19 protein-coding genes and 2 pseudogenes are annotated in these 21795 nt (G+C 61.1%); 14 read left to right on the top strand and 7 right to left on the bottom strand.

Annotation, left to right across the window (positions count from 1 at the left end; translation table 11 throughout):
- The first annotated feature begins 15 nt into the window (after positions 1–15).
- Entirely contained in the window at positions 16–1038 is a 1023-nt protein-coding gene (gene cobT / locus AC0L37_RS12200; protein ID WP_212658574.1) for a nicotinate-nucleotide--dimethylbenzimidazole phosphoribosyltransferase, read from the top strand.
- Here the strand turns inward: cobT and AC0L37_RS12195 are convergent.
- Entirely contained in the window at positions 1035–2108 is a 1074-nt protein-coding gene (locus AC0L37_RS12195; protein ID WP_473312997.1) for an HD-GYP domain-containing protein, read from the bottom strand. The genes cobT and AC0L37_RS12195 overlap by 4 nt on opposite strands.
- A gap of 85 nt (positions 2109–2193) precedes the next feature.
- Positions 2194–3720, bottom strand: coding sequence for an MFS domain-containing histidine kinase (locus AC0L37_RS12190; RefSeq protein ID WP_249327637.1), 1527 nt, complete (start codon positions 3718–3720; stop codon positions 2194–2196).
- A 109-nt stretch (positions 3721–3829) separates the two neighbouring features.
- On the opposite strand from AC0L37_RS12190, the gene AC0L37_RS12185 reads away from it, so the two are divergent.
- The 3 genes from AC0L37_RS12185 to AC0L37_RS12175 all read left to right on the top strand — a co-directional run bounded on the left by AC0L37_RS12185 (position 3830) and on the right by AC0L37_RS12175 (position 5396).
- Complete coding sequence (locus AC0L37_RS12185; protein ID WP_282220992.1) at positions 3830–4366, top strand: thermonuclease family protein; 537 nt, start codon at positions 3830–3832, stop codon at positions 4364–4366.
- Between the two features lie 143 nt (positions 4367–4509).
- Entirely contained in the window at positions 4510–4989 is a 480-nt protein-coding gene (locus tag AC0L37_RS12180; protein ID WP_212659186.1) for an Lrp/AsnC family transcriptional regulator, read from the top strand.
- Entirely contained in the window at positions 4986–5396 is a 411-nt protein-coding gene (locus AC0L37_RS12175; protein ID WP_282220993.1) for a VOC family protein, read from the top strand. Before AC0L37_RS12180 ends, AC0L37_RS12175 begins: the two co-directional genes overlap by 4 nt.
- 3 nt (positions 5397–5399) lie before the next feature.
- Here AC0L37_RS12175 and moaA read toward each other — a convergent pair whose 3' ends face one another.
- The 3 genes from moaA to AC0L37_RS12160 all read right to left on the bottom strand — a co-directional run bounded on the left by moaA (position 5400) and on the right by AC0L37_RS12160 (position 7280).
- The gene (gene moaA / locus AC0L37_RS12170) at positions 5400–6413 is read right to left on the bottom strand and encodes a GTP 3',8-cyclase MoaA (protein WP_282220994.1); all 1014 of its coding nucleotides are present in this window, start codon (positions 6411–6413) and stop codon (positions 5400–5402) included.
- Positions 6414–6519: 106 nt separating this feature from the next.
- Positions 6520–7113, bottom strand: a complete 594-nt coding sequence (locus tag AC0L37_RS12165) for a L,D-transpeptidase (RefSeq protein WP_212658569.1) — start codon at positions 7111–7113, stop codon at positions 6520–6522.
- On the bottom strand, positions 7110–7280 hold the full coding sequence (locus tag AC0L37_RS12160; protein ID WP_282220995.1) for a hypothetical protein: 171 nt from the start codon (positions 7278–7280) through the stop codon (positions 7110–7112). The genes AC0L37_RS12165 and AC0L37_RS12160 overlap by 4 nt, the downstream gene beginning before the upstream one ends.
- An 87-nt stretch (positions 7281–7367) precedes the next feature.
- Here AC0L37_RS12160 and rpiA point away from each other — a divergent pair.
- The 5 genes and pseudogenes from rpiA (at position 7368) to AC0L37_RS12135 (ending at position 14230) form a co-directional block, all read left to right on the top strand.
- Positions 7368–8065: pseudogene (gene rpiA, locus AC0L37_RS12155) on the top strand (ribose-5-phosphate isomerase RpiA).
- Between the two features lie 34 nt (positions 8066–8099).
- A complete protein-coding gene (locus AC0L37_RS12150) occupies positions 8100–8612 on the top strand; it encodes a DUF2059 domain-containing protein (RefSeq protein ID WP_212658567.1) in 513 nt (170 codons plus the stop codon).
- 113 nt (positions 8613–8725) lie between these two features.
- Positions 8726–10102: a glutathione-disulfide reductase gene (gene gor / locus AC0L37_RS12145; RefSeq protein ID WP_282220996.1), complete on the top strand. Its 1377-nt coding sequence runs from the start codon at positions 8726–8728 to the stop codon at positions 10100–10102.
- 732 nt (positions 10103–10834) lie between these two features.
- Positions 10835–12211: a class II 3-deoxy-7-phosphoheptulonate synthase gene (locus AC0L37_RS12140; RefSeq protein WP_212658565.1), complete on the top strand. Its 1377-nt coding sequence runs from the start codon at positions 10835–10837 to the stop codon at positions 12209–12211.
- Positions 12212–12322: 111 nt separating this feature from the next.
- On the top strand, positions 12323–14230 hold the full coding sequence (locus AC0L37_RS12135; protein WP_212658564.1) for a PAS domain-containing sensor histidine kinase: 1908 nt from the start codon (positions 12323–12325) through the stop codon (positions 14228–14230).
- Here the strand turns inward: AC0L37_RS12135 and AC0L37_RS12130 are convergent.
- Positions 14227–14631, bottom strand: coding sequence for a response regulator (locus AC0L37_RS12130; RefSeq protein WP_473312992.1), 405 nt, complete (start codon positions 14629–14631; stop codon positions 14227–14229). The genes AC0L37_RS12135 and AC0L37_RS12130 overlap by 4 nt on opposite strands.
- A 237-nt stretch (positions 14632–14868) precedes the next feature.
- On the opposite strand from AC0L37_RS12130, the gene AC0L37_RS12125 reads away from it, so the two are divergent.
- The 3 genes from AC0L37_RS12125 to gltX all read left to right on the top strand — a co-directional run bounded on the left by AC0L37_RS12125 (position 14869) and on the right by gltX (position 18957).
- Complete coding sequence (locus tag AC0L37_RS12125) at positions 14869–15846, top strand: hypothetical protein (RefSeq protein ID WP_212658562.1); 978 nt, start codon at positions 14869–14871, stop codon at positions 15844–15846.
- 121 nt (positions 15847–15967) lie between these two features.
- Complete coding sequence (locus AC0L37_RS12120; protein WP_282220997.1) at positions 15968–17632, top strand: NAD+ synthase; 1665 nt, start codon at positions 15968–15970, stop codon at positions 17630–17632.
- On the top strand, positions 17632–18957 hold the full coding sequence (gene gltX / locus AC0L37_RS12115; RefSeq protein WP_282220998.1) for a glutamate--tRNA ligase: 1326 nt from the start codon (positions 17632–17634) through the stop codon (positions 18955–18957). Before AC0L37_RS12120 ends, gltX begins: the two co-directional genes overlap by 1 nt.
- Here gltX and AC0L37_RS12110 read toward each other — a convergent pair.
- Complete coding sequence (locus AC0L37_RS12110; protein ID WP_282220999.1) at positions 18902–20065, bottom strand: DUF2865 domain-containing protein; 1164 nt, start codon at positions 20063–20065, stop codon at positions 18902–18904. The two genes, gltX and AC0L37_RS12110, sit on opposite strands and share 56 nt — an antisense overlap.
- Positions 20066–20195: 130 nt before the next feature.
- Here AC0L37_RS12110 and AC0L37_RS12105 point away from each other — a divergent pair.
- Both AC0L37_RS12105 and AC0L37_RS12100 read left to right on the top strand, forming a co-directional pair.
- A pseudogene (locus tag AC0L37_RS12105) lies at positions 20196–21195 on the top strand (fumarylacetoacetate hydrolase family protein).
- A gap of 103 nt (positions 21196–21298) precedes the next feature.
- Positions 21299–21745 carry a c-type cytochrome gene (locus tag AC0L37_RS12100; protein WP_282221001.1) on the top strand — a complete coding sequence of 149 codons (447 nt, stop codon included), beginning with the start codon at positions 21299–21301 and terminating at the stop codon, positions 21743–21745.
- Positions 21746–21795: the final 50 nt, after the last annotated feature.

Genomic DNA, 21795 nt, shown 5'->3' with positions numbered 1-21795 from the left:
CATTTCGGACACGCCATGCCTTCGCTGAATCCCGCCTACGCCGACGTTCTGGAGCTTCTGACTATCGCGCCCGAGGGCGATGAAGCAGCTGTCGCCGAGGTCCGCGCGCGCGATTCGCAGCTGACCAAGCCACCCGGCTCGCTTGGCGCCCTTGAAGGCCTGGTCGAATTTCTGGCCCGTTGGCAGGGACGCGCCCAGCCGCGGCTGGACAATCCCATGGTCACCATTTTTGCCGGCAATCATGGCGTTACCGATCAGGGCGTCTCGGCCTTTCCACGCGAAGTTACGGCTCAGATGGTCGCCAATTTCACCAATGGCGGCGCCGCCATCTCCCAGATCTGCGCACTGCATGAAATCAATCTGCGGGTGTTTGAACTGGCGCTTGAACTGCCCACGGGCGACATCACGCGCGAAGCCGCCCTCGACGACAAGATGTGCGCCGCCACCATCGCCTACGGTATGGAAGCCATTGCCGGAAAGCCCGACCTGATCTGCATTGGCGAAATGGGGATCGGCAACACCACTGTCGCTGCCGCCATCTATGCGGCGCTCTATGGGGGCACGGGTGCGGACTGGGTTGGCCGTGGCACCGGCGTCGATGAAGCCGGCCTCAAGCGCAAGGCGGATGCCGTCGATCAGGCTCTGGCGCACCATGCCGGCGAACTCGATCATCCGCTGGCCATTCTGGCCCGCGTCGGCGGCCGTGAAATCGCCGCCATGCTTGGGGCACTATTGGCAGCACGACATCAGAAGGTGCCGGTAATTGTCGATGGGTTTGTCGCCACCTCGGCTGCTGCCATTGCACATGCCGTCAATCCGGCTGCGATCGATCACTGCATCTTCGCCCATGTCTCGGCAGAATCGGGCCACGCGCGCGCACTGGAGGCGATGGGCCAGAAGGGACTGCTCGATCTGGGCATGCGCCTGGGCGAGGGGAGTGGCGCGGCGCTTGCAGCAGTGCTGGCCAAGACCGCACTGCACCTGCACAACAATATGGCCACCTTTGAAAGCGCCGCGGTCAGCGGCAAGGACGCTTAGTCCTCGCCAGGCGCCATGATCCAGTCGAGCTCGCGCACCAGGCGCGCCTCGACTTTGCCCGCTGCCGCCATCGAGTGCAGTATCGCCATGGCCTCGGCATGCGTCTTGGGCTCTTTATAGCTGCGCCGTTCGATCAGCGCCGCATAGACATCGCACACCGTGATGATGCGGGTCATCTCATTGATGTCGCTGGCTGTCAGATTGTCGGGATAGCCGGTGCCATCGAGATATTCGTGATGGCCGCGCACGCTGCTCAGGATTTCGGCATCCATGGTGCTGTTGTCGACCAGGTAGTTATAGCCAGCCACCGGATGCACGCGAATAGCATCCATCTCGCGCAGGGTCAGCGCGCCGGGCTTGTCCAGAATGGACACTGGCACATTGGACTTGCCGATATCGTGCAGCAGGCCCGCCACAGTCATGCGGACGACTTCTTCGCGCGGCATATTCGTTTTTGTGGCGAAGGCCGCCACGACCCCGGTCACCAGCATGCAATGCTGAAAGGTACCGACGTGGCGGCTGCGCACAGCCGAGAGCCAGTCGCATACCCCATCGACGCAAACGGCGTCGGCAATCTTCTCGCAGGCCGCAATGACACCTGCATTGTCCAGCTCGATCTTGTTGGCCATCGCCTGAAAGCTGTTGTCCAGTGCCTGCACGCCGCTGCAGATCGACGCCAGCACGGCCTCGTCCTGTGGCACATGCGCGCTGATCCCGAAATGCTTGTCCAGGGCCGCGTGCATCTGAGCCACGGTGGCCTTTTTTGATAGCAGGTGGTTGGCGCCGAGAACATTGGCATGCACCGAGGTTACCCGGTTATCGGTATCGATCAGGAAAATGCGACAGCCAGCCCCACGCGGGGGCAGGGCGGCCTTGAGCTGGCGGACAATGTCGACATCGCGCAAATCGACATCAACAATCAGGCTGGGGTCACCATCTAGTCTGCGGGCAGCAAGATCACTCAGAAAGACCGCATCGGCACCAAGTTCTTGGGCGACGCTGCTCGTCTCCGATTGGGTCGGTCGGTCAGTAACAAGTAGTACGGCGCCGCGCTCGCTTTGCTTGCGCATAAGATCCTCCAGCCTGAAGAATCACCTTAACGGAAGAAGCTTCACGCCACATTAATAAAATGCCGCAGAAGTATTTAAGTGGAGGTCAGCCGGCCGCCGAATAGATCTCGAGGCGGTTCTTGCGCTCTACGACGGGCGCCAGCGCATCCATGACACGGGCGCGTGGGAAGGTAGCAATCACTTCGGTGCCGAAGCGCAGCTTGCTGAACAGGTCAAAGCGGCCCTGATGCAGCTCCATGATCTTCTGCACGATAGGCAGGCCAAGGCCTGCGCCTTGTTCAGCGGTCTTCTGCGCCAGTGAGCCCTGTCCGAACGAGGACAGCACAGTTTCGATTTCGTCCTCGGGAATGCCGGGGCCATTGTCCTTGACCGAGACCAGTTGTCCGCCGTCGCCGCTGCGGGCCACCAGCAGAATGATCTTGCCGTGTTGGGGCGTAAACTTGATGGCGTTGCTGAGCAGGTTGAGCACCACCTGACGAATGGCACGTTCATCGCCCCACAGCTTGGGCAGATTGTCGCCGACGCTGAACACCAGCTCGATGCTCTTGGACTTGGCGCGCAATTCCATCATGCGGCGGCAATCAGCGGCGATATCGACCAGCGATACCACTTCCTCATTCAGCTCATACTTGCCTGCCTCGATGCGGCTGAGGTCGAGCAGCTCGTTGATCAGATTGAGCAAATGCTGACCACTGCCATGAATGTCGCCAGCATATTCCTTGTACTGTGGCACCTGATGGGGACCCAGTAGCTCCGACTGCAGCACTTCGGAAAAGCCGATAATGGCGTTGAGCGGGGTGCGCAGTTCGTGGCTCATTGTGGCCAGAAACTGGGATTTGGCAATATTGGCCTGCTCGGCATGACGCCGCGCCTCGTCCGACATATGGCGCGCTTCTTCAAGCTCGTTGATCAGCGCATCTTTTTCGGCCTGATGGGTGATGGTGTGCAACTCGGAGGCATGAAGCTGGCGAGCCAGATAGACGAAGAACACCTCGCCACACATGGCCACGGCGGCCAGCGTGTAATTCAGCGTGCCGCCCAGCAGGATCAGATTGGCCGACACGGTCACGGTCACCGGCAGCGTGCTCATCAGCGTGGCTGGGGGCAGGGTGCGCGTGGTGATGGCATTGGCGGCGATGGCCACCAGCACCATGGCAAACATTACCGGCGTCAGTGTGTCGGGATTGGCCACCAGGGTGAACAGCGCCAGCAATGACCAGGCAAGACCGAGCAGGGTTTCGCCCGCCACGAATGAGGTGGTCCATTCACCGGCATTGAACTTGGTGGGCTCTGCGCGCTTGAAGCGCTGTGCCAGCACCACCACGATCAGCATGCTTAGCAGCACCAAGCCGGCCCACAGCGCTGTGAACAGCACCGGCACCCAGAAGGTCGCGACAAATGCCAGAATGCCCACCAGCGCTGCCATGGGCAACGCAGCGTTGAGCCGGGAATTGGCATATTCGTGCATCAGTTCGAAGTCGAACGACGAGCGTGTGCCCGAGCTTGAGGTCAAGCGCTGACGGGCGTCCAGAACGGTACGCTGGGCCGTGCGTTTGCCTTCTCGGCCCATTTGCGAACGGACATCTTCTATGACAGCCGAAGGGGTCGTCATGGGTACTCGTTACTCGTTACTACCAATGCGCACTCAAGACGCGTGCACTACTCTTGGCGAAACACTAGCCAGCGCGTAGTTAACGGCTGGTGAAATCCAACGGCTAACGATGTCTCGTTCCACACTCTTTTCCGGTCGGCGTGGTGCTGTCCTGGCAATAATCATCCTGGCTGGCGTCGCCCTGCTGGCAAACTGGCTCGATGCGCCCCTGCCGCCGATCGCGGGAAACGCTCGCGTCAGCGATGGTGACAGCTTCCACCTGGGCGACGACCGGGTGCGCCTGCTCGGGCTGGACGCCCCCGAACTGGCGCAGGATTGTGCACGTGCTGGCGGCGGGCGGTGGCCCTGTGGACAACAGGCCCGAAACCGCATGGCCGAACTGCTCGCCAGCGGCCCGCTCGATTGTCGTCCTGAGGGACGCGATCGCTATGAGCGCCTATTGGCGCGTTGCAGTGTTGATGGCGCGGATCTCGGCGCGATCATGGTAGCCGAAGGGCTGGCCGTTTCCAGCGGCGACTACTGGAACGAGGAATCTGCCGCCCGGTCGGCCCGGCGCGGGATCTGGGCCGGTGCCTTCGACAGACCGTCTGACTGGCGTGACGACCATGCACGTCCCAGCGGCTTGCTGGGTTGGTTCGGGCTCTAGGTTAACAAGACCTTGATCGCGCTGCTCAACTTGCAGCGCGCAAGATTATTGCGAACACGGGGCGGATGTGGCACTTCTTCAGCCAAATTTGGACCAGATTTGTTCATTCTCAGAAATCAAATTCCGCAGGGGGCGTAATGGCATTGGACAAGATTGATCGAAAAATCCTGACGTTACTGCAAAAAGATGCGACGATGCCGGTGGCCGAAATCGGCCGCAAGGTCGGTCTGTCGACCACGCCGTGCTGGCGCCGTATCCAGAAAATGGAAGAAGACGGCGTCATTCAGCGCCGCGTCGCCGTGCTCGATCCGGTCAAGGTCAATGTGGGCGTGACCGTCTTCGTGTCAGTCAAGACCAACGAGCACAACGACATCTGGATGCGCAAATTTGCCGGCGTCATCGACGAATTTCCCGAGGTCGTGGAATTCTATCGCATGAGTGGCGATATCGACTATCTGATGCGCGTCGTGGTGCCCGATATCGGCGCCTATGACTCCTTCTACAAACGCCTGATCGGCAAGATCAACCTGACCGATGTCAGTTCCGCCTTCGCCATGGGCCAGATCAAGTACACCACAGCCCTGCCGCTCGATTTCGCGCTGATTTCGGATGACGACAAATGAGCGGCCTGATCGGGTTCGAGCATGTCGGCATGACCGCCAGCAATGCCGAGCGGACCATCGCCTTCTACTGCGACCTGCTCGGCCTGCGCCTGGCCTTGCGCAAAGCCCAGTCCAATGGGGATTTGCTGTTTCTCGATGCCGGTGGCGGCATGCTTGAGATCATGGTGCCCAATATTGTCGACACGACGCGGTCGCGTGATGTGCAGCCCGGTGAGGCGGGGATGCGACACCTGACCTTTGCCTTCACCGATGTCGACGCCATGCTGGCCAGGCTCGAAGCGGCCGGCGTTGAAGTCGTCGAGCGTCCGCGCAATGCGCACAACACCGAAATGGTCAAACGCGTCGCCTTCGTGCGCGATCCGGATGGCATCATTGTCGAGCTGATCGAACGCGCCGAGAACCGCTAGGGTCTAGCCGCCTGTTACGCTCATGTGCCGCGCCACCGAAGGCGCGGTGCTGCTGCGATCCAGCACGAAATCGTGCCCCTTGGGCTTGAGCAGCATGGCCTGATCAAGGGCAGCGTCGAGCGCCTCGGCGCCGCCAGTGCGCAGCGCATCGCGCAGGTTGACCTGATCGTCCTGCCCCAGGCACATGAACAGCTGGCCCGTTGCGGTCAGCCGAACGCGATTGCAGCTCTCGCAGAAATTGTGGCTCATCGGCGTGATGAAGCCCAGCACGCCACCGGTTTCGGCAACATGTACATAGCGCGCGGGGCCGCCGGTGCGCTTGTTCAGTTTTTCCAGCGTATAGCGCCGCGCCAACTGGTCGTGCAATTCGCGCAACGGCAGATAGCTGTCCACCCGATCAATGCCCACTTCGCCCAGCGGCATGCCCTCGATCAGCGTCAGCCCCATCTTGCGCCCATGCGCCCAGGCCATCATTGGCTCGATCTCGTCGTCATTGGCGCCGCGCATCGCCACCATGTTGATCTTGATGGCGATCCCGGCCGACTGCGCCGCTGCAATGCCATCCATCACGTCGGTCAGCCGACCGCGCCGGGTGATGGCGGCAAAGCGCGCCTCATCCAGCGTATCGAGCGACACATTGATCCGCTTGACCCCCGCCGCCGCCAGCCCGTCGGCATGCTTTGCCAGCTGGCTGCCATTGGTGGTGATGGTCAGCTCCTCCAGCCCCTGACCAATGCGCGCGCCCAGCGTGGCCACAAGCTCCATGATATCGCGCCGCACCAGCGGCTCGCCGCCGGTCAGCCGGATGCGCGTCGCACCGCGCGCAATGAAGGCACCGGCTATGGTCTCGATTTCCTCAAAGCTCAGCACGTCGCGCTTGGGCAGGAAGGTCATGTCTTCGGCCATGCAGTACACACAGCGGAAGTCGCAGCGATCGGTCACCGAAATGCGCAGATAGGAAATATGCCGCCCATAGCGGTCAACGAGCGGGCGGGCAGGGGACGCGGTGCTGATCATGGCGCAAACCTAATCCTCTGCCCGGTTTTTTCAAAGCCACCCAGCAACAAAAAAGGGCCGCCTGCTGGCGACCCTTTGACAATTTTTGGCGAGGACCGCGTCCGGATCAGTGATTGACCACGATACGGGCACCGACCTGCACGCGCTCATAAAGATCGGCAACGTCTTCATTGGTCAGGCGGATGCAGCCCGAAGAGACGGCCAGACCGATCGAGCGGGGCTCGGATGTGCCATGCACGCGATACAGGGTCGAGCCGATATACAGGGCCCGTGCGCCCAGTGGATTGTCAGGGCCACCGGGCATATAGGCTGGCAGATCAGGCACGCGCTTGCGCATCTGCGCTGGCGGCGTCCAGCCTGGCCACTCGGCCTTGCGGGTGATGCGGTGGGTACCCGACCAGGTAAAGCCGTCGCGACCAACGCCAATGCCATACTTCATGGCCTTGCCGTCTTCGAGCACCAGATAGAGACGACGCTCACCGGTTTCGACAACAATCGTGCCCGGCGCATAATTGGAGGAGTAGCTCACGATCTGCTTGCGAATGGCGCTGCCGCCGCTTTTGCGGGCCTGGAGCGTCGACGCGTCCACCCAGTTGGCGGTATCAGGATCATAGACACGCTCCGCCATGGTCGGCGCAGCACCGCCGAGCGACATTAGGAGTGCAATCGCGATAACGATCGCGGACTTGAATTTGATCATCTTGAAGACTTGGCCCCTGCAAGTAAGAACGAGCGTTCGATCTGCGCGTTAAACAACTGGCGTTGCTTACGCGTTTTGAAGAACAGCGAAAAGAGGCACAAGCCTCGATTTAGCCACACTTTAGCCAGCATGCCCAAATTGTGTTGCCAGCTGGTTACAATTTCCATTCACCAATCCGTGATTGACCCGCCCCCTGGCCATTGACACAGCCATGTCGCCCTGCGATGCCAATTTTACCGGGCAGCGAGGGCATTATGAGCGAAGAACTGAAGCGGCAGGCAGCCGCAATGGCGCTAACGCAGGTTCAGTCGGGCATGCGGCTCGGGCTGGGGACCGGCTCCACGGCCCGCCATTTCGTCGACCTTCTCGGCGAAAAAGTCGCTGCCGGTTTCAAGTGCATTTGCGTGCCAACCTCTGAAGCCACGGCGCGCCAGGCCGAAAGCCTCAATATTCCGCTGTCCGATCTCGATACGCTCGACCGGCTCGACATCACCATTGATGGCGCCGACGAAATCGACCCGCAGCTCAATCTGATCAAGGGCGCCGGTGGCGCCTTGCTGCGCGAAAAGATCGTTGCCGCGGCCTCGGATCTGATGATCGTGATCGCCGATTCCTCCAAGCTGGTCGAAACGCTTGGGCGTTTCCCGCTGCCTATCGAGGTCAATCGCTTCGGTCTGGGCGCCACGCGCCGCACGGTTGAGGCTGTCTGCCGGGCCCATGGTTGCGCTGGCGAAGTACGCCTGCGCACCACAGCGACAGGCGAAAGCTATGTGACAGATGGGGATCACCTGATCCTCGATGCTTTTTTGGCCGCATTTCGCAGCCAGAAGCGCTTTCAGCCGACTTGCTCGATATAGCCGGGGTGGTCCAGCACGGCCTGTTCCTCAATATGTGCAAGAAGGCTTATGTGGCCGCGCCTGATGGCGTAAGAACGCTCTCAAGCGACAATTGATTTTTTGGGTATCGACAGGATGGGTGGTTCAACAATGACCGGTGTAATGATGCGCGTCAAAGCGCTGGTGGCAGTAATGCTCAGCCTGAGCATGATGGCGATGGTTGTCCCTGCAATGGCGCAGGAAGTACCACCCGAGCAGTTGGCATTGGCCCGCAAATATATCGATCTGACTGATCGTGCGTCCATTTTCGAGATCACCATGGTCGAGATCGGCATCGGCACCATGCGCCAGATCGTCCAGCAGAACCCCGAGATCAGCGAACAGACTGACGCTGCCATTGGCAAGATCCTGGAAGAATATCGCGATCGCAAGGGCGAACTGCTCAATCAGTTCGCGCGTGTTTATGCGGCCCGCTTCAGCATTGAAGAGCTGCAGGAAATCGTCGCCTTCTACGAAAGTGAAACCGGCCAGAAGCTGGCCAAGGCCAATACGGAGGTGAACGCTGATCTGCAGAACGTGATGCAGGTTTTCACCAACAATGTCCGTCCCGAGTTTTTTGCCAAGGTCCGCGCCGAATTGCGCGGCCAGGGTATTCAGCTCTAGTCTGAGCGGCACGCCAACAACGGACCCCGCCTTGTGCGGGGTCTTTTTTTATGCGATCCGCGGTCTATATTCATCGGTGATTGCCGATAGACCCACGCGCACGGAGCCGTCCCATGAGCACTTATGATCTGGTTGTTATTGGCGCGGGTTCGGGGGGCGTTCGCGCCGCCCGCATGGCGGCCAGCTATGGTGCCAAGGTCGCCATTGTTGAAGAGTTCCGGGTCGGCGGCACCTGCGTGATCCGCGGCTGCGTGCCCAAAAAGCTCTACGTTTATGCCAGCCGCTTCCACGACCTGTTCGACGTCGCATCCAGTTTCGGCTGGAAAGTCGATGCCAGCTTTGATTGGCCCACCCTTGTCGCCAACAAGGAAAAGGAAATCACCCGGCTCGAGCATGCCTATGTGACCAATCTTGAGAAGCCCGGCGTCGAGATCATCCGCGACCGCGCGGTGGTTGCCGGTCCCAATAGCGTGCATCTGGTCGGTCAGGATCGCGATCTGGATGCCAAATATATCCTGGTGGCCACTGGTGGCCGGCCCTTCACGCCCGATATCCCGGGCGCTGAACTGGGCATCAGCTCCAATGAGGCCTTCGATCTGCCCGCCCTGCCACACTCCATTCTGATCGAGGGTGGCGGCTATATCGCTGTGGAATTCGCCACAATTTTTGCTGGTCTGGGCGTACACACAACCATTGTCTATCGCGGCAATTGCCTGCTGCGCGGCTTTGACGATGACATGCGCCGCGGCCTTGAAAGCGGCCTGACCGACCGCGGCATCAAGATCATCTACCAGACCACGATCGCCTCACTGGCGCGAGACGGCGCTGATATCGCTGCCACTTTCAGCGATGGCGTTACCGCGCCCTATGGTGCTGTCATGTTCGCCACGGGCCGCTCGCCCAATGTTGATGGCCTGGGGCTCGAACAGGCTGGGGTCAAACAGCACGCCAATCAGACTATTGCCGTGGATGCATTCTCCAAGACCTCGGTGCCATCCATCTATGCCGTTGGCGACGTCACCGGCCGCGCGGCGCTCACGCCGGTGGCCATCCGTGAAGGTTGGTATTTTGCCGAGACGGTGTTCAACAACAACCCGATGGCGGTTGATCACTCCGAGATTCCCACGGCAGTGTTCGCCGAACCAGAGATCGGCGTCATCGGCCTCACCGAAGCCGAAGCGGTGACCCATGAGGACATCGACGTCTACGTCTCACGCTTCCGGCCCATGATGAACACGCTGTCCACGCGCACCGAGCGCATGATCCTCAAGCTCATAACCGAAAAGGATGGCGGCAAGGTGCTCGGCGTCCATATTCTGGGGCACGGCGCTGCCGAAATGATCCAGCTCGTGGCTATTCCCATCGGCATGGGCGCCACCAAGGCCGATTTCGACCGCGCCATGGCGCTGCATCCTTCTGCGGCCGAGGAACTGGTGACCTTCAAGGCCCCCAGCTACACCTATCGCAAGGGCCAGAAGATCGGCGGCTAGGGCGGGGCGCTTTGCGCCGTCCAATACCTGCAGATCCGGCGCCGCAGTGGCCCAATGGCGAAAACCCATCGGGTCATTCCGGGATTCATCCTGAGATCAGCCCCCTCCCGGCCTCTCCCATCAAGGGGGAGGTGCTGCGCAGTGGCTGTGGCACCATCCGCACCACGCATGGAGTTCAGCTCGCTTGATTTGGAGCGCTGAAGAGGGGTTGCGGCCTGACCTCGATCTAGCCAGCGCCACCGTCCTGCGCGTCCCCCATGATGGGGGAGGTAGGGAGGGGAGCGAGAGCCCCGATTTTGCCCCCACCACCAGACCTGTTCCTCCCCCTGCCAGGGGGAGGCTAGGGGGTCTCCAAAACCTTATCCATCTAGTGCCCGCCCGCTCGCCCCGTGCCATCATGGGCCCGTTCCCGCCAGTCACTGGTCCCAACGCAGGGCCAGGCGGGAGGGCCGGGGGATGGGGGCGCCTGTCCAGTGGGGCAAGCGGCAGTCGCGTCTGAAACACCGGCGCAGGCTGAACCGCCCCCCGCACAAAACCGGTTCGTGACGGGCGGCCCTTGGACCGTTCTCTACATTCTTGTGGCCCAATGGCCGCCCGTTACCCGTGATACCGCGACGCCACAGGGCCGGGCGGGGTTTTGGCACGCCTCAGCCCCGATTATCCTTGGCACAGCCGTCCTGCCTTGGTATTCCGCCAGCCAACAGCCTGTAACCCGCGTGAGCGAGACCCGATATGACCACCTGGACCCCCGATAGCTGGCGTGCCAAGCCGATTTCACAGGTTCCGGCCTATCCCGATCAAGCGGCCTTGAGCGAAGCCGAGCGTCAGCTCTCCACCTTCCCCCCGCTGGTGTTTGCCGGCGAAGCGCGTGACCTCAAGACCCGGCTGGCCGCTGTCGCCCGCGGTGAGGCATTCCTGTTGCAGGGGGGCGATTGCGCCGAGAGTTTTGCCGAACATGGCGCGGACCATATCCGTGACTTTTTCCGCGTCTTCCTGCAGATGGCGGTGGTGTTGACCCACGGTGCTTCCAAGCCCGTCGTCAAGGTTGGTCGCGTTGCTGGCCAGTTCGCCAAGCCGCGCTCTGCCGATACCGAGACCATCGACGGTGTCGAACTGCCCAGCTATCGCGGTGACATTATCAACGCTATCGACTTCAATGAAGGCTCGCGCATCCCCGATCCCGATCGCATGCTGCAGGCCTATCGTCAGTCTGCCGCTACGCTCAACCTGCTGCGCGCCTTCTCCATGGGCGGCTATGCCGAGCTGACACGTATCCACGAGTGGACAGTCGGCTTCATGAAGGGCTCGAACTATTATCCGCGTTACGAGGAAGTGGCGCGCAAGATTGACGACGCCATCACCTTCATGAGTGCTCTGGGCATCACGCCGGAGAACACGCCCGCGCTCAAGCAGACCAGTTTCTTCACCAGCCATGAAGCGCTGCTGCTCGGCTATGAGGAGGCGCTGACCCGTCGCGACTCCATTTCCAATGACTGGTACGCAACCTCGGGCCACATGCTGTGGATTGGTGATCGTACCCGCCAGCCCGATGCGGCCCATGTCGAGTATTTTGCCGGTATCAAGAACCCGATCGGCATCAAGTGCGGCCCATCGCTGTCGAGCGAGGACCTGCTGCGCCTGCTCGATCGGCTCAATCCGACCGATGAAGCTGGTCGCATCACCCTGATTACCCGCTTTGGCGCCGACAAGGTGCACGATCACCTGCCGCGCCTGATCGAAACCGTTCAGAGCGCCGGTCGTACCGTTGTCTGGTGTTCCGATCCGATGCACGGCAATACGATCAAGGCGTCGACCGGCTTCAAGACCCGGCCATTTGATCGTGTTCTGTCCGAGGTGAAATCGTTCTTCGATGTACACCGCGATATGGGCACCTATGCCGGTGGCGTACACATCGAAATGACCGGCGACGACGTGACCGAATGCGTCGGTGGTGTTTCCGCGGTGACCGAAGCCACGCTCTCGGATCGCTACAACACCTATTGCGACCCGCGCCTCAACGCCAGTCAGGCGCTCGAACTGGCTTTCCTGGTTGCCGAGGAAGTCCACGCGCAAAAACCGGCGCATCAGGGTCTTGCCGCGGGGGAATAAACCCGCAATGAATTGAAACCAACATGGACACCTGTGCGTTTGACCCGATGCGCGCGGGTTTCTTGTGCGTCTGATCGTGCTTGCTATGCGCCAGATTCATGAAGGCCTTTAATGCCAAAGTCGTTGTTTCCCGCGGCCTCCGCCGAGACCCGTGCCCAGTTGGAGTCCGATCCAACCCTCAAGCTCGTCAATGAATATGACTGGACCAGCAATCCGCTTGGTCCCATTCCCGAATGGCCCGAGAGCCTTAAGGGCGCTGTTCGTGTGATGATGGCCGCCTCGGCGCCGATGGCCATGCTGATCGGCCATCAGGGCATTCTGATTTATAATAATGCCTATGCGGTGTTCGCCGGCCAGCGTCATCCTGCGATTTTTGGCATGCCGGCTGTCGACGCCTGGCCCGAAGCCGCTGAGTTCAACGCGGACAAGGTCATGCGCTGCATGCGCGGCGAGACGGTCACGCTCAAGGATCAGGAAATGCTGCTCGACCGTCATGGGCAGTTTGAAACAACCTGGCTCGATCTGCACTATAGTCCCGTGCTGGGGGAGGACGGGCAGCCGCTGGCCGGCATTTGCGTAGTGCTCGACACGACCGATCAGGTTCTCGCCAAGCAGGCGCTGGCGCGCAGCGAAGAGCGCCTGTCGCTGGCCCTGAGTGGATCGGGCCTTGTCGGCACCTGGGACTGGGATGTACCCGGCGATACCGTCACCGCCGACGATCGATTTGCCGAACTGTTCAACCTTGACCCGCAGCAGGCCGGTCTGGGTGTGCCGCTCAAGGATTTCCTGGCTGCCATCTATCCCGAAGACGCCGAACGCGTGGGCGAGGAAATTGCCACATCGATCCGCGAAAAGTCGCCCTACCATTCCGAATACCGCGTGCAGGGCCGCAATGGCGAGATCCGCTGGGTTGTGGCATCAGGCCGCCCGCGCTTCAACGCTGAGGGTGTGATTCAGCGCTTTCCCGGTGTGCTGGTCGATATCACAGAACAGCGCCGTACGACCGACGCGCTTGCCGAAAGCGAATTGCGTTTCCGCACCCTGGCCGACGCCATGCCGCAAATGGTCTGGTCAACGCTGCCCGATGGCTTCCACGATTACTACAACGCCCGTTGGTATGAGTTCACCGGCGTGCCCGATGGCTCGACCGATGGCGAGGCATGGAACGGCATGTTCCATCCTGACGATCAGGACCGCGCCTGGGGCGTCTGGAAGAACTCGCTCGATACTGGCGAGCCCTACCAGATCGAATACCGCCTGCGGCACCGCTCGGGCGAATATCGCTGGACGCTGGGCTTGGCCCTGCCCATTCGCGATGCATCGGGCACCATCGTGCGCTGGATCGGCACCTGCACCGACATTCACGAGGCCAAGCTGGCCGCCGAAGAGCGCGAACTGGTCGCCCAGGAACTCAGCCACCGCATCAAGAACATTTTCGCCGTACTGACCGGCATCATCAGCCTGTCGGCGCGTAGCCGCCCCGAACTCAAGCCGTTCGCCAATGAACTGCGCCAGCGCATCTACGCCCTGGGCGAGGCCCACGACTTCGTGCGGCCCCACTCCAGCGAGTCACGCCCCAGCGTCAGCCAGAGCTCGCTCAAATCGCTGATCGAGCGTCTGATGCAGCCTTATCGCGATGTCGATGAGCAGCGGGTGACATTTGAGGGCGATGATACCGAGATCGACGATGGCGCCGCGACGCCGCTGGCCTTGCTGTTCCATGAACTGGCCACCAATGCCGCCAAATACGGCGCGCTCTCCATCGACACCGGCCGTGTTGTGCTGACCGGGCAGGGGCCAACCGATGGCCGCTATCATCTGTCATGGAAAGAGGTGGGTGGTCCCGAAGTCACTCCTGGTGAGACGTCAGGCTTTGGCTCTCGCGTCATCGAACTGAGCGTTCAGGGACAGTTGCGGGGCGAGTTGCAGCGGGCTTGGGATAAGGATGGTCTGCGCGTCGAGGTCGATCTGCCGATTGAAGCCCTCAAGCGCTCGGCAAAACTGCAGCGGCAGAGCTAGGTCGGGTTCAGCGAACCCGGCAGCTTGAACAATTGCAGGCGGCGCGGTGGTGCCGCCTCTGAAGCGCGGTGACGTGCGACAGCATATGACACGGCATCTCGCAAATCCTGATCGGTCACCGGCTTGGGCAGAACGCCGATTGTACCGGGCACACCTGAGCCGAGCTGGGCAGGGTTGGCGGTCATGAACATTACGGTAACGCCATGCGTCTGCGACAGGATGCGACCAATATTGATGCCGGTGGCACCGTCACGCAGGTTGAGATCGACCAGTGCAACATCGGCTTTGCTTGCCAGAGCAAGCGCTGCACGCTGTTCAGCAGCGATTCCGACAGGCTCAAAGCCCATCTCCTCGATCACATGTTCGATTTCCGTGGCTACGAAGATCTCGTCTTCAACCACCAATATCCTGCACGTCATAAGTCCAACTCTCGGTCACATTTCGCCAACTGGCTAAGGGCAACTCGTCAGTAAGCGTCTGGTTGCCATTTTATCGCATTTTCCTGCAAGCGTGATCAAGCATGCGCCGATGACGTTACCAAACCGCCAATGCGGCCTCCGGCGCGTTTAGCGGAACGTTAACCCTAATACTTCATAGCTTGGGTCTGGAACCACACGGCTGTCGAACCGGAGAACCACATGAAGCGCTCCCTCAAAGGCGCCGTTGCCATACTGGCGATGCTCACTGCAGCGCCCGCACTGGCCGCCGATTATCCTGAAATGCGCCCAGCCTACCCCGAAAGCTGGCAAAACCCGGACGATGACCTGCGGTTTGAGTTTGGCACGCGCTACTGGATGTCGTGGGGCGAACAGGACGCCGGCTTTACCGCTGTCAGCGGCGGTACGACGCTGGGCGATGTGACCATCTCCACCCGCGATCAGACCCATATTGGCGAACTGCACGGCAAGATCGAAGATCTGTCGACCCAGACCTATTTGAGCGGCAAGGCCGGTCTCGGCCTGTCCACGACGGGTACCTATGCCGTCACGCCCTCATCGTCGGGCTCGATTGGCCGCAATTCCAACATTGGCTATATCGGCACCGATTTCGGCTGGTTGCCGTGGGGCGATATGGACGAGGGTTTCTCGTTCGGTGGCCTCATCGGCTATCAGTACTGGAAAGACGCGCCCGACATCGGTTCGGGCCAGTACGGCGCCACCTTTGATGGCGCAAGCAATCCAACCTCCTTCGGTACCGCCAAGGACGATTTTGACATTCATGCTGTCCGCCTGGGCGTCAAGGGCCAGGCCGAGTACGAACAATTCGACTTTCAGGGTGAAGTCGCAGCCGTCCCCTATGCCGCCATTTCCGGTACGCTGGGCGGCAACTCTCCGACGGGCTACAATTTCCCCGGCTTTGGCAATTTCCAGGAACGCGCACCGACCACGCTGACCGGTCGCGGCTATGGTGTCATGGCTGAAGGTCTGGTGGGCTTTCACCCAACCGAGAACCTCACTGTACGCGTCGGTGGCCGTGCCTGGTATCTCGAAGGCCAGCTCGATGCCAAGTTCACCTCGTCTTCGGGCGGCGCCAACCTGCCAACTCTGGACCTGCCCAGCAATTTCGCCCGCATCTTCCGCTATGGCGCGCTGTTCGAGCTGACCGGCCGCTTTTAGTCCGCCTGCCGGCTGACGTTGTGCGCTTGCCCTGATAGGGGCGAGCGGATAAGTCTTGCGCGCGTTCCGGCACTTGCCTGCCGCTGCGTCCGCACATCCTCAGACAACGGGCAGATTTATCGTGACAGACCGCCTCCGAATTGCGCTCGCCCAGCTCAATCCCAAGGTCGGCGACCTGCCGGGCAATCTGGCGCTGGCCCGCACAGCTCTGGCCGATGCCGTTGCAGCCGAAGCCGACATCCTGATGTTCTCCGAGCTGTTCCTGACCGGCTACTTCCCCGATGACCTGCTGTTCAAGCCGCAATTCGTCAGGGACGCCATGCAGGCTGCCCGCGATCTGGCAGCCGATACCGCTGGCACCGATGTCGTCGTCGTGCTGCCCACCATCTGGTGGGATAAGAATGGCCTCTACAATGCTGCCATTGTCGCCGAGAAGGGCGAAATCATCGCCACACGTTTCAAGCGCGAACTGCCCAACAACGACGTCTTTTACGAAAAGCGCTACTTCACCGCCGGGCCACTGCCAGATCCGGTGACCATCAAGGGCGTGCCGGTGGGCATCCCCATCTGCGAGGACGTCTGGCACGCCAGCGTATGTGAACATCTGGCCATGCGCGGCGCTGAGATCATGCTCTGCCCCAATGGCTCGCCCTACTGGACCAACAAGCAGCATATCCGCAAGGAACTGGTACGAGCCCGTGTCGCTGAAGATGACGTGCCTATGCTCTATCTCAATCAGGTTGGCGGACAGGACGAGATCGTTTTTGACGGCGCCTCATTTGCCATCGAACCGGGCAACAAGCTGGTCCTTCAGGGCAAGTCCTTCGCCACCGATTTCATTGTCTCCGACTGGGTGCGGAGTGACGATGGCTGGACCTGCGCCAATGGCGAGGTCACCGAATTGACCACCACCGATGAAGCCCCCTGGCTGGCCTGCGTGCTCGGCCTGCGCGACTACGTCCACAAGAACGGCTTCAAACAGGTCGTGCTGGGACTCTCTGGCGGCATCGACAGTGCCGTCGTCGCAGCCATGGCGGTCGACGCCTTTGGTCCCGAAAACGTCCACTGCATCATGCTGCCCTATCGCTATACCTCAGAGGCAAGCCTCAAGGACGCCAAGGACTGCGCGCTCAACCTTGGCGTGCGGTACGACATCGTCTCCATTGGCAGCCCGGTCGACGAAGCGCTGGAACAGCTTGCCCCGATCTTCGGCGATCGCCCCGCCGATCTGGCTGAGGAAAACATCCAGTCGCGCATGCGCGGCGTTGTTCTGATGGCCGTCAGCAACAAGCTGGGCTCTATGCTGCTCACCACCGGTAACAAGTCCGAAATGGGCGTGGGCTATGCCACCATCTATGGCGACATGAATGGCGGCTACAATCCGCTCAAGGACATGTTCAAGATGGAGGTCTACCGGCTCGCCGACTGGCGCAACAGCCATGTTCCCGGCGATTGCCTTGGCCCCGCTGGAGAAGTCATTCCCCAGGCGATCATCGAAAAGGCACCCAGTGCCGAGCTGCGCCCCGACCAGACCGATCAGGACAGCCTGCCGCCCTATCCGGTGCTCGATGCCATCCTCAAGGGCATCGTCGAAGACGAGCTGTCCCTTGCCGAGATCGTCGCTCAGGGCCACGACGTCGCGCTGGTTCAGCGCATTGAACGTCTGGTCAACATCGCCGAATACAAGCGCCGCCAGTCCGCCCCCGGACCCAAGCTGACCCCCAAGGCCTTCGGCATGGGGCGCAAATACCCCATCACCAATGGCTACAAAGACCGGAGCATTTGATGACCATCGTTCGCTGGGCACCGTCCCCGACAGGTCGCATCCATCTCGGCAATGCCCGCCCGGCGCTGCTCAACTGGTTTTTCGCCCGTCGCAACGGCGGCAAATATGTGCTGCGCATGGACGACACCGACCTGGCGCGCTCCACCCGCGAATTTGCCGACGGCATCGAGGTCGATCTGGCCTGGCTTGGCATCACGCCGGATCTGCTGGTGCGCCAGTCCGAGCGCACCGACCTCTATGATGCGGCTCGCGACCGGCTGATTGCGGATGGTCGGCTTTACCCCTGTTACGAAACCGCTGGTGAACTTGATCGTCGTCGTGCCCGGGCCCGTGCGCTTGGTCGCCCGCCCATCTACGACCGCGCCGCCCTCAAGCTGACCGATGAAGATCGCGCCCGGCTCGAATCCGAAGGCCGCAAGCCTCATTGGCGCTTCAAGCTTGATCGCCGCCCGGTGCAGTTCGAAGATCTGATCAAGGGGCCTCAGACCGTCAACACCGCCTCAATGTCAGACCCGGTCCTGATCCGCGAAGATGGCAGCTATCTCTATACGCTGCCGTCGGTCGTGGACGATATCGATCTGGCCATCACGCACGTCATTCGGGGCGAAGACCACGTTTCCAATACCGGCACGCAGATCGAGATCATTGAGGCCTTGGGCGGCACCGTGCCGATCTTTGCCCATCACAACCTGCTGACCGATGCGCAGGGGCAGGGATTTTCCAAGCGCCTGGGTTCCCAGTCGCTCGCCGATTTCCGCGATGAGGGGTACGAAGCGCTAGCCGTAGCCATTATGGCATCCATCACCGGCACCAGCTTGCCCGTTGAACCCTACGCCTCACTCGACGAGATCGCCGAACGGCTCGACTTCTCGATGATTTCACATGGCTCGGCGCGCTTTGATCCAGTTGAACTCGATGGGCTGAACGCGCGCCTGCTGCACGCCATGAGCTACGAGGATGCCTTGCACCGTCTGACCAGCCTGGGTCTGGAAGGCGAGGCGATCTGGCTGTCCCTGCGCGACAACCTCACCAAGTTCAACGACATCAAGGATCTTGCCAAGCTGATCACGGGCCCTGTCGAGCCTGTCATTGCTGACGAGGATCGTGAATTTCTGGCATTGGCCAAGGCCATGTTGCCGGCCGAGCCGTGGTCGATCGACACCTGGTCCGAATGGACTGGCGCGCTTAAGGCCACCACCGGCCGCAAGGGCAAGGCCCTGTTCCTGCCACTGCGCCTGGCCTTGACCGGGCGCCATGACGGACCAGAACTTAAGTCCCTGCTTCCGTTGGTTGGGCGTACGGGGTGTCTGGACCGACTACCCTGACCACCTTGTCGCCGAACTGAACCAGTCGCAGCGCCGTTTCGGCGGGTGACTGGTTGACTGGTCGGGTCACTGGCGTTTCGCCGGGGCCGGCTGGCCGTGGGCGGGGCAGGGGCACATCAACCAGCGTTGCGGTCTGCAATGGCGCTGCTTCGACCGCCATGACCGGAGTTACCCCGCGCGGGTCACGCAGCGGCATGGGAAAGCGTTCACCGGCAACCTCGATCATCGCGCGCGTGCTGCCATCGGCGCGTTCGGCCATGGTGATGGCACCATCGGACTGCGGCGCCACCTTGCAACTGGCGCTCGGGCTGGTGTCGATCTCGTTGCGATAGGCAAATGCGCTTGGCAGCGCTGTATAGGGCTCGCCAAACTGATTGCGCATCTGTTCGGGCTCTTGTCCGGGATTGTCATAGAAATACAGCGCTACCGGCGTAGTCGGGCAGCTCTGCTGGCAGCTTTGCGCATCATTGCCGACATAGTCGGCGAGCGTGGCGTAGCTGATGGGCCAGAAATACCCGTCGCTCAGGCGCACGCAGACCGTGCGCACTGTCTGATAGCCCTGATAGCCCCAATAATCGCCGCCATCGATCATCTGACCGCCGGTGAAATCGCCTTCCGAGGTCGTGCCGAAAATGCGGTCGAACAGCGTCTGCCGATCATTGGAGAACGTGGCGCTCGAACCGCGATCGGCACCGCAGCCAAAGCGGGCCATTTCCTGCAGGATTGCCTCGCGCTGACCGGCAACTGCATTGGCAGTTTCCACCTGCCGGGAAATGTCGGCGGCCACTTCGCGCAAGCGCAAGACCTCACGGCCGATCTGCCGGCACTGCGGTGTCAGCGTGCGTCCGGCCTTGGCGTCGTCGTTACACCCGTCACGGACATAACGACTTTCCATATTCTGCACATCGCGCTGCGCCTGCCGGGCTGCCTGTGAATTGCCGCCCATCTGGCGGAAGTCGCCATTGCGGTCGAACTGGCGCAAGGCATTTTCCAGCCGTACGCATTGCGATGACTGCGCATAGGCGACATTGACGTCCACAACCGTGCATAGTGCGGCCAGCGCCAGAAGGATCAGGGCGCGCGCGCCATTGCTGCTTGAAAATACCATTGAAACCCGTTGGCGCCCTGCGCGTCGTTATTGGGCCTTAAGACAACGCTAGGACCCAAGGCAACATTATAGTGTCAGCACGTGCGTCGCGGTAGCGCTGCGCGGTCACACCAGCAAGAGAATACGTTCAATGAAGCTTGCAACGCTGAAAAACGGTCGCCCCGACGGACTACTTGTCGTCGTCTCGGCAGATTTGACCCGCTTCGTCTCGGCTGGTCGTATTGCCCCTGACCTACAGGCTGCGATCGATGATTGGCAGGTTGTGGCGCCGCAATTGTCCGCGCTCGCCGAGCAGCTGGACGCTGGCGCTATCTCCGGCCAACCCTTTGATCCTGCAACGGCTTTGGCGCCATTGCCGCGGGCCTATCAGTGGATCGATGGCTCGGGCTATCTCAGCCATCTTGAGCGCGTGCGCAGCCTCAAGGGCAGCAAGGACGAGGAACTCCAGTCCACCCGCCCCCTGCTTTATCAGGGCGGCTCTGATTCGCTGTCGGCGCCCGCCGACCCCATCATTGCCACTGATCCTGAACTGGCGATCGATTTCGAGGCCGAAATTGCCGTCATCATCGATGCTGTGCCCATGGGTGCCACGCGCGAGCAGGCCGCTGCGGCGATCTCGGCTGATCACTGTCTGCAATGACGTTTCGCTACGCCGTCTGGTGCTCGATGACCTGCAGAACGGGTTTGGTTTCTTCCATTCCAAACCATCGACTGCCTTTGCCCCCATCGTTGTTACCCCTGATAGTCTGGGTGATGTCTGGCGCGACAACCGCCTGCATCTGCCGGTACGCATCGAGGTCAACGGAACGCTCTACGGACAACCCAATGCGGGCACCGACGTGCATTTCGATTTTGCCGATCTGATTGTTGAGGCCGCCCGCACCCGCAGGCTCGCTGCCGGCACCATTATCGGTGGTGGCACTGTGTCCAACCGGCATGACGAAAGCCTGCCCATCAAGCGCGATGGAATCGGTTTCGCCTGCATTGCCGAGGCGCGGACCGTCGAAAAACTCAAATATGGGCGCGCTCGCACCCCGTTCCTGAAGGCTGGTGACGTCGTTCGGATCGGGGCAATTTCCGAGGGACAGTCGGTGTTTGGCGATATCGAACAAACAGTCACGCTCGCCTAACCTCTTGGCCGGGCTGATAACATTCCCGTGTGCGCATTGGGCCTGTCACAAGCTCATGCGACAGTTTGTCCAGAAATGATCTCTGCGCGTTGAGGGTGCATCTATGTCGCTGAAGAAGATTGCTGCCATTGCTGTTGCCGGTCTGATGTCGGTCGGTGTTGTTGCCAGCGTGGCACAGGACTTCGTCGCCCCCACCACGGCTGAAGAGGCCATGGCTGCCCGCGAAATGCTGATGAAGCAGAACGGTGCATTGCTCAAATCTGCTGGTGCGCTGACAGGTGCCGAAGCCGAGACTGCCATGCAGTCGCTGATCGACAATTACACCCACATCCCCGCCGTCTTCCCCGAAGGTTCCAATATCGGTGACAGCGAAGCGCTACCTGCCATCTGGGAAAACTGGGATGCCTTCACCGCCATCGCCGAAACTGGTCGCGCTGCCGCGGCAGACGGGTTGGCCGCCGCTCAGGCGGGCGACGCCGATGCCTATGGCGCCGCCATCAAGGCCATCGGGGCCACCTGCGGCACCTGCCACAAGCAGTATCGCAGCTAGCAGTTCAATCGCCTCCAAAGCGATTTGGCGGTCCTTCGGGGCCGCCTTTT

The organism is Devosia sp. J2-20, from assembly GCF_055808475.1.
The sequence above is the reverse complement of the archived record's forward strand: the minus strand, read 5'-3'. Positions and strand labels throughout refer to the sequence as shown.